Source organism: Parafrankia colletiae (assembly GCF_001854655.1).
Taxonomy (GTDB): domain Bacteria; phylum Actinomycetota; class Actinomycetes; order Frankiales; family Frankiaceae; genus Parafrankia; species Parafrankia colletiae.
In genome coordinates, this window is record NZ_MBLM01000112.1 from 65,246 (window position 1) to 76,492 (window position 11,247).

The 11,247-nt window shown below is 76.6% G+C and carries 1 protein-coding gene; it reads left to right on the forward strand.

Going from position 1 to position 11,247, the window contains the following annotated elements; translation table 11 throughout:
* The first annotated feature begins 43 nt into the window (after nucleotides 1–43).
* On the forward strand, nucleotides 44–11,227 hold the full coding sequence (locus CC117_RS39035) for a type I polyketide synthase (protein WP_241830109.1): 11,184 nt from the start codon (nucleotides 44–46) through the stop codon (nucleotides 11,225–11,227).
* Nucleotides 11,228–11,247 lie beyond the last annotated feature (20 nt).

Genomic DNA, 11,247 nt, shown 5'->3' on the forward strand with positions numbered 1-11,247 from the left:
CGACGAGCGACATCCGACGACGAGCGACAGAGGTGGGCAGCTGATGTCCAACGAGGACAAGCTCCGTGACTATCTCCTCCGGGCGACCACCGACCTGCGCCACACCCGTCGCCGGCTGTCGGAGGCCGAGGCGCGGGTCCGGGAGCCGATCGCGATCGTCTCGGCGGCCTGCCGCTACCCGGGTGACGTCCGGTCGGCGGCCGACCTGTGGGAGCTGGTCCGGACCGGAACCGACGCGGTCGCCGACTTCCCGACCGACCGCGGCTGGGACCTGGAAGGCCTCTACGATCCCGACCCGGACACGATCGGCACCTGCTACGCCCGTCAGGGGGCGTTCCTGTACGACGCCGGCGACTTCGACGCCGACTTCTTCTCCGTCCCGCCGCGTGAGGCGCTCGCGACCGACCCGCAGCAGCGGCTGCTGCTGGAGACCGCGTGGGAGGCGCTCGAACGCGCCGGGCTCGACCCGACGTCGCTGCGCGGCAGCAGCACCGGAGTCTTCGCCGGGGTGATCTCGCAGGGCTACCACCCCCGGTCGTTCGCCGACGCGGACGGCCTCGAGGGCTACCTGCTCACCGGCACGACGACGTCCGTCGCCTCCGGCCGGGTCGCCTACAGCCTCGGTCTGCAGGGACCGGCGATCACGCTGGACACCGCCTGCTCGTCGTCACTGGTGGCGCTGCACCTGGCCGCGAACGCACTGCGCCGCGGCGAGTGCGCGCTCGCGCTGGCCGGCGGCGTGACGGTGATGGCCACCCCGGACGCGCTGATCGAGTTCAGCCGGCAGCGCGGGCTCGCCCCGGACGGCCGGGCGAAGGCGTTCGCGGCGGCGGCCGACGGCACCAACTTCGCCGAGGGCGTGGGGCTGGTGGTCCTGGAACGGCTCTCCGACGCGCTCGCGAACGACCATCCGGTGCTGGCCGTCCTGCGCGGGTCGGCGATCAACTCGGACGGGGCGAGCAACGGGCTCACCGCTCCCAACGGCGTCGCCCAGCAGGGCGTCATCCGAGCCGCGCTCGCCGACGCCCGGCTCTCCGCCGCCGACGTGGACGTCGTGGAGGCGCACGGCACCGGCACCCGGCTCGGCGACCCGATCGAGGCGGACGCCCTGCTCGCCACCTACGGCGCGGCGCGCCCCGCGGACCGGCCGCTCTACCTGGGCGCGGTCAAGTCGAACATCGGGCACACCCAGGCTGCCGCCGGCATCGCGGGTGTGATCAAGATGATCGAGGCCCTGCGGCACGGCGAGCTGCCGGCAACACTGCACGTCGACGCGCCCACGTCGCATGTGGACTGGACCGCCGGCGCCGTCCGGCTGCTGACCGAGGCACGCCCCTGGCCGGAGCTCGACCGGCCGCGCCGGGCCGGTGTCTCCGCTTTCGGCATCAGCGGCACGAACGCCCACGTGATCCTGGAGGAGGCTCCGAGCCGCGCCGACGCCGACGAGCCGACCGGGCAGACCGGTCCGGCGGAGCAGACGGAGCAGACGGCCGGTGCGCCGGCCCCTGGCGCGCTGGCACCCGCGTTCCTGTTGTCCGCGCGGTCACCGGCGGCACGGGCCGCGCAGGCCACCGGCCTCGCGACCTACCTGAGCGAGCATCCCGACGCGGAACTGGACGCCGTGGCGGCGACGTTGGCGACCGGACGGGCGCGCCTCGAGCACCGGGCGGTCGTCGTCGGCGCCGGGCACGGCGAGGTCATCGACCGGCTGCGTGCCCTGGCCGGCGGCACACCCGGCGCGGGCACGGTGACCGGCACCGCGGGCCGCCCGGGCCGGCTGGCCTTCCTGTTCAGCGGGCAGGGCAGCCAGCGCCCCGGCATGGGCCGTGAACTCGCCGCCGCCTTCCCCACCTTCGCCACCGCCTACGACGAGACGATCACCGCCCTCGACACCCACCTCACCCCCGCGACCGCCGCGACCGCCGCGACCGCCGTGACCGCCGCGAGCCCCACCTCCGCGCGCCAGGACGCTGACAGCCCGCCCAGCCTGCGCGACGTCCTCACCGCCGACCCCGACACCCACCCCGACCTCGCCGCCCTCGTCCACCAGACCCGCTACACCCAGCCCGCCTTGTTCGCCCTGGAAGTGGCGCTGTACCGCCTCGTCACCTCCCTCGGCATCCACCCCGACCACCTCACCGGCCACTCCCTCGGCGAACTCACCGCCGCCCACCTCGCCGGCGTCCTCACCCTCGACGACGCCGCCCGACTCGTCACCGCCCGCGCCACCCTCATGCAGAAACTCCCCACCGACGGCGCCATGCTCTCCCTGCGCACCACCGAGGAGCAGGCCCGCGAGCTGCTCACCGGGCACGAGGACGAGGTCTCCGTCGCGGCGACCAACACCCCGGAGGCCACCGTCCTGTCCGGGTCGGCCGCCCGGATCGACCGGATCGAGCAGGAGGCCGCGGCACGCGGGATACGCACCCGCCGGCTCACCGTCAGCCACGCCTTCCACTCCCCGCGGATGGACGACATCCTCGACGACTTCGCCGCCGTCGCCGCCACGCTGCKCTACGCCCGGCCGACYATCCCCCTCGTCTCGAACCTCACCGGCGCCCCGGCCGACCCCGACGACATCACCAGCCCGGGGTACTGGGTGCGGCACATCCGCGGCACCGTCCGCTTCCACCAGGGCGTGCAGACCCTGCGCAGTCTCGGGGTCGACACGTTCCTGGAGATCGGGCCGGACACCACCCTCGCCGCCCTCGCCCACGCCACGCTGGCCGCCCTCGACGCCGATACCGACGCCGATACCGATGCCGACTCCGTCGCTGACAGTGACGGTGCGACACGAGCGGCGATCGCCGTCCCCGCCCTGCGCCGGGACCGGGCCGAGACGGAGGCGTTGCTGGCCGCGCTCGCCCAGCTGCACGTCCATGGGCACGCGGTCGGCTGGGACGGGCTGTGGGCGCCGCTTCCCCCCGAGGCCCGGGCGGAACTGTTGGCCGAGCTGCCCACCTACCCCTTCCAGCGCCGGACCTTCTGGCTGGGCGGGCACCATGCCGCCGGGCACGGCAGGAGCGTGGGCGCCGACGACACCGTGGACGGCTGGCGCTACCGCGTCGTCTGGCGTCGGGTCGAGCTCCCGCCGGCGGAGGAGGCCCCGGCGGAGGAGGCCTCACCCACGGACGGCACGCGCGACGGCACCTGGCTGGTGGTGGTGCCGACAGGCCACGCGGACGACGAGGCGGTCACCCTCGCCCGGTCGGCCCTCGCCAGTCGTCACGACGTCATCACCGTGCTCGCAGACCCGGTTCAGGCGGACCGCGGCTGGTTCGCCGACCAGCTGCGTGCCCATCTGCCGGCAGCCACGCCGGAGGTCTCCGGGCCGGCGTCGGACGGCGGCGGCGCGGGCCGGTCCGGGGTGCTCTCACTGCTCGGGCTCGCCACCGACCCCCACCCGGTCGAGACCGCGGTGCCGGTCGGGGTCGCCGCCACGCTCGCACTGTTCCAGGGCCTGGTCGACGCCGTACCAGCCGCCGGGGACGGGAACGGGGCCGGGCCGGCCGGCACGCCCCGGCTGTGGGCGGTGACCCGCGGGGCCGCGGACACCGGCGCGCCGGACGACGACGCGCCGTCGCCGGCCGCGGGTCATCTGTGGGGGCTCGGTCAGGTCATCGGCCTGGAGCGCCCCTGGCTGTGGGGCGGCCTGGTCGACCTGCCCGCGAGCGGGCCGGACGCCGGGGCCGGTGGCGGGGCGGCCGCAGCGGCTCTCGCGGCGCTGCTCACCGGTGGATCCGCGGCCAGCGGACAGACCGCGGCCGCCGGGCCCACCACACGCGAGGGCCAGATCGGGCACGAGGATCAGGTCCGGCACGAGGATCAGGTCGCACTCCGTGCGGGCGGACTGTTCGCGCGTCGGCTGGTCCGCGCAGCCACAGCCACAGCCCCGGCCCCGGGCCCGGGCCCGGGCGGTAGCTGGCAGCCGCGCGGCACCGTGCTGGTCACCGGCGGCACCGGCGGCATCGGGCGGCACGTCTCCCGCTGGCTCGCCGAACAGGGCGCCGAGCACCTCGTCCTGGCCAGCCGGCGTGGCCCGGACGCACCCGGCACCCGCGAGCTCGTCGCCGAACTCACGGCGCTCGGCGCCCGCGTGACCGTCACTGCCGTCGACATCGCCGAGCGCAGCGCGGTCTCGACCCTCCTGGAGGGACTCGCGGCCGACCCGGCACCACTGACCGCCGTCGTGCACACCGCCGGCCTGGCCCAGGACTACGCGCCGGCCGCCGAGGTCACCCTCGCCGAGCACGCCCGGGTGGTCACCGGCAAGATCTCCGGTGCGGAGCTCCTGGACGATCTGCTGGCCGACACCGACCTGGACGCCTTCGTCCTGTTCTCGTCCACCGCGGCCGTGCGGGGCAGCACCGGCCAGGCCGCCTATGCCGCCGGCAACGCCCATCTGGACGCGCTGGCCCGCCGCCGCCGCACAGCCGGGCGGACGGCCACGTCCATCGCCTGGGGTGCCTGGGCGGACGGCGGGATGATCGACCTGGTCGGCGTCGAGGAGAACCTGCGGTACCACGGGGTCCGTGCGATGCGCCCCCGCCTGGCCCTGCGGGCGCTGGGCCGGGCGGTCGGCGACGGCGAAACGAACCTGCTGGTGGCGGACGTGGACTGGTCCCGGCTCGCCGCCAGCGACCTGTCGGGACGGCCAAGCCCGCTGCTGGACGAGATCCCGCAGACGCGGGCCACGCCGGGCGCGGGCGAGCCGGCCCGGAGCGACGGTACCGATCCCGCGGCGGGTGGCCCGGCAGCGGGTGGCGCCGCGGCGGCTCTCGCCGCGGCGCTGGCCGGCCAGGCCGCCGCCGAGGGCGAGCGGACGCTGCGTGACCTGGTCCGTTCGCAGGTGGCCGCCGCGCTCGGGCACGACGACGTCGCGGCCGTCCCGCCGGAGCGCAGCTTCCGCGACCTCGGCCTGGACTCGCTGACCGCCGTGGAGGTGCGCGGCCGCCTCGCGACGGCCACCGGCCTGCAGCTGCCGTCCACCCTCGTGTTCGACCACCCCACCCCGGCCGCCCTCGCCGCCCATCTGCGCGCCGAGCTCCTCGCCCTCGTCGCCGGGCAGCCAGGCGACACCGCGGCCGCAGACGGCCTCGCCGGCCTGGCGGGGGTGGACCGCGCCCGCGCGAGCGCCCGGCCCGACGGCCACTCCGAACCGATCGCCGTGCTCGGCATGGCCTGCCGCTACCCGGGCGGGGTGAGCGACCCGGACGAGCTGTGGCGCCTCGTCGTCTCCGGCACCGACGCGATCAGCGAGTTTCCCGCCGACCGAGGCTGGGACCTGGACGCGCTCTACGACCCCGACCTCACCCGCGACGGCACCACCTACGCCCGGCACGGCGGGTTCCTGGAGCGGGCCGGTGACTTCGACGCGGCGTTCTTCGGGATCAACCCGCGGGAGGCACTGGCCGCCGACCCGCAGCAGCGCCTGCTGCTGGAGACCGCCTGGGAGGCGTTCGAGCAGGCCGGCATCGACCCGACGTCGCTGCACGGCAGCCGCACCGGCGTGTACGTCGGTGTGCTCGCGCAGGAGTACGCCTCCCGGCTGCGCACCGCCCCACCCGGCGTCGAGGGCTACCTGGCCTCCGGGAACTCCCCCTCGGTCGCCTCCGGCCRCATCTCCTACCTGCTCGGCCTTCAGGGCCCGGCGGTCAGCATCGACACCGCCTGCTCGTCGTCGCTGGTGGCACTGCACCTCGCCGTGCAGGCGCTGCGCCGCGGCGAGGTCGACCTGGCGCTGTCCGGCGGGGCCACCGTGATGGCGACGCCGAGCCTGTTCACCGAGTTCAGCCGGCAGCGTGGGCTGTCCCCGGACGGCCGGTGCCGCGCGTTCGCGGCGGCGGCGGACGGCACCGGCTTCGCCGAGGGCGTCGGCGTTCTGGCACTGGCCCGGCTCGACGACGCGCGCCGTTCCGGCTACCCGGTCCTCGCCGTGATCAGCGGCAGCGCCGTCAACCAGGACGGCGCGAGCAACGGGCTGACCGCGCCGAGCGGCCCGGCCCAGCGCCGCGTCATCGAGGCCGCGCTCGCGGACGCCGGCCTGCGCGCCGGCGACGTCGACGCGGTCGAGGCACACGGCACCGGGACGACGCTCGGCGACCCGATCGAGGCCCAGGCGATCGTCGCGACCTACGGCCGGGACCGACCGGCCGACCGGCCGCTGTACCTCGGGTCCATCAAGTCGAACATCGGGCACACCCAGGCCGCCGCCGGCGTCGGCGGCGTCATCAAGATGGTGCAGGCGCTGCGCCACGGCCTGCTGCCCGCCACGCTGCACGTGGACGCCCCGACCCCGCACGTCGACTGGTCGGCGGGCACGGTGCGGCTGCTCACCGAGGCAGTCGGCTGGTCGGACGCCGGCCGGGCGCGCCGTGCCGCGGTGTCGTCGTTCGGGATGAGCGGCACCAACGCTCACGTCATCCTGGAAGCCGCACCCGCCGTCGCGCCCGCTGCCCGCCCAGCGCCCGCCAGCGCGGCACCCGGTGACACGGAGCCCGGCGACACAGCGTCCGACACGGCGTCACACCCGGCGCCGGACCCTCTGCCGTGGGTGCTCTCGGCCCGCACTCCGGACGCGCTGCGGGCCGCCGCCCGCCGCCTCCATGCCCACCTGACCAGCACCGCTCCCGCGGCGGCGGACGTCGCGCGCACGCTCGCCACCGGACGGGCCTCCTTCGAGCACCGGGCGGTCGTCATCGGCCCTCCCGGCGGCGACTCCGGCTCCAGCTCCGACTCCGGCGCGGCGAGCCCGGCCGGCCCGCTCGCCGGGCTCGCCGCGCTGGCCGCCGACCAGCCGCATCCGACGCTGGTGCGCGGGCAGGCAGCGGAGCCGGGCCGGACCGTCTTCGTCTTTCCCGGCCAGGGGTCGCAGTGGGCCGGCATGGCGGTACCGCTGCTCGAACGGTCCCCGGTCTTCGCCGAGCACCTCGCCGCCTGCGAGGACGCCCTCGCCCCCCACGTCGACTGGTCGCTGCGTCAGGTCCTGCGCGACCGGACGGACCTCGACCGGGTGGACGTCGTCCAGCCGGCGCTGTGGGCGGTGATGGTCTCGCTCGCCGCGCTGTGGCGGTCGCACGGCGTCGAGCCGGACGCGGTCATCGGCCACTCCCAGGGCGAGATCGCGGCCGCCTGTGTGGCGGGCGCACTGAGCCTCGATGACGGCGCCCGGGTGGTCGCACTGCGCAGCCAGGCGATCCGCGACATCGCCGGGCAGGGCGGCATGGCCAGCGTGCCGCTGCCGGCCGACGCGGTGCGGGCCCGCCTCGACGGCACCGACGGCAGGGCCGGTGCGCTGTCGGTGGCGGCGGTGAACGGGCCGGCGTCGACGGTGGTCGCGGGCGACGCGGCGGCCCTGCACGAGCTGGTCCGTCGCTACCAGGACGAGGGGGTGCGGGCACGGGTGATCCCGGTCGACTACGCCTCCCACTCCGCGCAGATCGAACCGCTGCGGGACCGACTGCTCGACCTGCTCGGCCCGATCACGCCCCGCGCCGCGGCCGTGCCGTTCTTCTCCACCGTCACCGCCGGGTGGTACGACACGACCGGGCTGGACGCCGAATACTGGTACGCCAACCTGCGCGGCACCGTCCGCCTCGCGGACGCGGTGACGGCGCTGCTGGACGCCGGCCACGACACCTTCGTCGAGGTCAGCCCGCATCCGGTGCTCACCGTGCCGATCTCCGAGACCGCCGACGCCCACGCCGCCGACGCCCACGGCACCGCTCTCGGCGACAGCACCCGCCCCGACGACATCCCCTCGGCCGACCTTTTCCCGGCCGACAGCGCTCCCGGCGTCCTGCCGGGCGAAGACCTGCCGGCCGGCGGCGAGCCGGCCCGGAGGCAGGCCCCCGGCACCGGGCCGGTGCTGGTCACCGGCACCCTGCGCCGCGACGAGGGCGATCTCGACCGCTTCCTGGCCAGCCTCGCCGAGCTGCACGTGGCCGGCCGGCCGGTGCGCTGGGACGCGGCGCTCCAGGCCCCGGGCCGCCTCATCGGGCTGCCGAGCTACCCGTTCCAGCGCGACCGCTACTGGCTCGAGTCCGCGGACGCCCGGGCAGGGGTCGAGGCGGCGGGCCTCGCCGAGGCCGGGCACCCGCTGCTCGGCGCGGCCACACCGGTGGCGGGCGGCACGGTGACACTGTTCACCGGACGGATCTCGGCCCGGTCGCACCCGTGGGTCGCCGACCACCGGGTCGCCGGCGCAGTCCTGCTGCCGGGCACCGCGTTCGTGGATCTCGCACTGCACGCCGGCGGACAGGTCGGCCGGCCGGTGGTCGACGATCTGACCCTGCGCGAACCGCTCGTGCTGCCTGACGGCGGCGCCGTCGACATCCAGGTCGTGGTCACCGACGGCGGTACGGGCGGCAGCACACTGTCGGTGTACTCCCGCCCGGCGGCGCCGACCGCCGAGGACGACGACACGGAGTGGGCGCTGCACGCCAGCGCCACGCTCACCGACCAGGCCGCCGACGGCTCCGCACGGGCGGCGGGCGCCGGCCTCGCCGGGGCGTGGCCGCCGCCGGGCGCGGAGGCCATCGAGGTCTCGGCCTTCTACGACGGCATGGCCGACCGCGGCTATGACTACGGCCCCGCGTTCCAGGGCCTGCGTGCCGCCTGGACCGACGGCGACGCCGTGTGGGCCGAGCTGGTCCCGCAGGCGGTGGACGGGGACGGTGCCACGGCGGACGGTTCCCGGTACGGCCTGCACCCGGCGCCGTTCGACGCCGCGCTGCACGCCCTCGCCCTGGCCGGCGGCGGCCCGGCCGGATCCGCGGACGGCACCGCCAGCGGCCACGGTCACGGCGACAGCGGCGGTGACGGTGCTGTGCGGCTGCCGTTCGCCTGGAGTGAGGTGACGCTGCACCGGACCGGTGGCTCCGCGGCCCGTGTCCGCGTCTCCCCCGTCCCGGACAGCCCGGACGCGGTACGGGTGGAGATCGCCGACCCGACCGGCGCCCCGCTGGTCACGGTCGGTTCACTGGCCCTGCGCCCGATCGAGACGTCCCGCCTCGGTGCCCGCCGCTTCCACGACGCGCTGCACCACGTCGAATGGACGCCGCGACCGGCGGTGCCCGCGGCCACCGGCGCCGTCCCGCGGCGGTGGGCCGTGCTCGGCCCCGACCCCTTGGACCTGCTCGGCGCGCTCACCCGGGCCGGCCTTTCCGCCGAAGCCGCAGCCGACCTCGGAGCGCTCCGGACGTCCGCCGCACCAGCCCCCGACATCGTTCTCGTCACCCCGGCGGTGTCCCCGCCGAGCCGGGATGGCGATGCCGGCTCCGCCGGCCAGGAGGCGGGCGCCGAGCTGGCGGTGCGGGCGAAGGCCGCCACCGAGCGGACACTCGCGCTGCTACAGGACTGGCTCTCCGACAGCTCCGAACCGACCCGTGACGCCGGGGGCGTCGGCGCCTGCAACGCCGCCACCGACGACGACGACGGCGACGGCGACGGCGACGGCGACGACGGTGCGCCGGCCAGCCGCCTGGTCGTCGTGACAGCAGGTGCGGTGCCGGCGGCCGGCGACCACACCCTCACCGACCTGGTCGGCGCCCCGCTGTGGGGCCTGCTGCGCAGCGCCCAGACCGAGAACCCGGACCGGTTCCTGCTCCTCGACGTCGACCCCGCCGCGCCGGACGGGGCCGGTGTGGACGGATCCGTGCTCGCGGCGGCCGTCGCCGCGGCGCTGGCGGACGGCGAGACGCAGGTCGCCCTGCGCGCCGGCACCGCGCTGGCGCCACGTCTCGTCCACACCCCGGCTGATTCGCCCACCGGTGCCGGAACAGCGGAGCCGGCGGCAGGCAGCCCGCCACGGCGTCTTGCCGCCGGGACGGTGCTGATCTCGGGGGGCACCGGCACGCTGGGCGCGCTCGTCGCCCGGCATCTGGTGGTCGCGCACGGGGCTCGGCGGCTGGTGCTCGTCAGCCGGCGCGGCCCCGCGGCCCCGGGTGCGGCGGAGCTGGTGGCCGAGCTGACCGGGCTCGGTGCGCACGTCGACGTGGTCGCCGACGACCTGACCGACCTGGCCACCACCCGGGCGCTGATCGCCGCCGCCACGACGGAGCAGGAGCCGCTGACCGCCGTCGTGCACACCGCGGGTGTGCTCGACGACGGCATCCTCAGCGCGCTGACACCCGCGCGGCTGGACGCGGTGCTGCGGCCGAAGATCGACGCGGCCTGGAACCTGCACCTCGCCACGCTGGAGGCGCCGGAGCTCGCCGCCTTCGTCCTTTTCTCCTCGACCAGCGGCACCATCGGCACCCCCGGACAGGCCAGCTACGCCGCCGGGAACACCTTCGTCGACGCGCTCGCCCACCAGCGCCGGGCCGCCGGCCGGCCGGCATCGTCCCTGGCCTGGGGGCTGTGGGGAGAGGCGAGCGGGATGACCGGCCACCTCGGCGACGCCGAGCTGGCCCGGATCCGGCGCACCGGGATCAGGCCGCTGAGCAACGAGCACGGCCTGGCCCTGCTGGACACCACACTGGCCGTGGACCGGCCGTCGCTGGTCGCCGCGCCGCTGGACACCGCGGCCCTGCGTGCCGCCACGGCCGGTACCGCGGGGGCCGGCAACGAGGTGCCCGCCCTGCTGCGGGCGCTGCTGCGGCCGCGGCGGGCCGCCCCGGCCGCCGGCGGGGCCGGGGCGGCTGCAGGCGGGGCCGCGACCGATGGCGGCTGGGCCGAGCGGCTGGCCCGGCTGCCGGCGGCCGAGGCATCGGCCGCGGTGACCGCCCTGGTGCGGGCGACGGTGGCGACCGTGCTCGGCCACCCGGACCCGGACGCCGTGGACGAGGAGACGTCCTTCAAGGAGCTGGGCTTCGACTCGCTCACCGGGGTGGAGCTGCGCAACCGGCTGAGCCAGGCGACCGGGGCCAGGCTGCCCGCCACGCTGGTCTTCGACTACCCGACGGCCCGCGCGCTCGCCGCCTTCCTGCTGGACCGCCTGCGCCCGGACGCGGCGGGCGCCGGCGACGGCGGGTCGGTGCTCGACGAGCTCGACCGACTCTCCGCCACCCTCGCCTCCCTCGCCGGCGAGGGGGACGTGCGGGCGAAGGCGACCAGCCGGCTGCGGGCGCTGCTGTGGTCGCTGGAGGCCGGCGAGCGCCCGGGCTCCCTGCCGGCCGCTGATCCGTCCGGCGACGCCGGTGCACCGGCAGACGACGCCGACCGGATCAGCACGGCGACCGCCGACGAGATCCTCGACCTGATCGACAACGAGCTGGGCGTCCTTTGACGCCGACGACCCTGACTGCC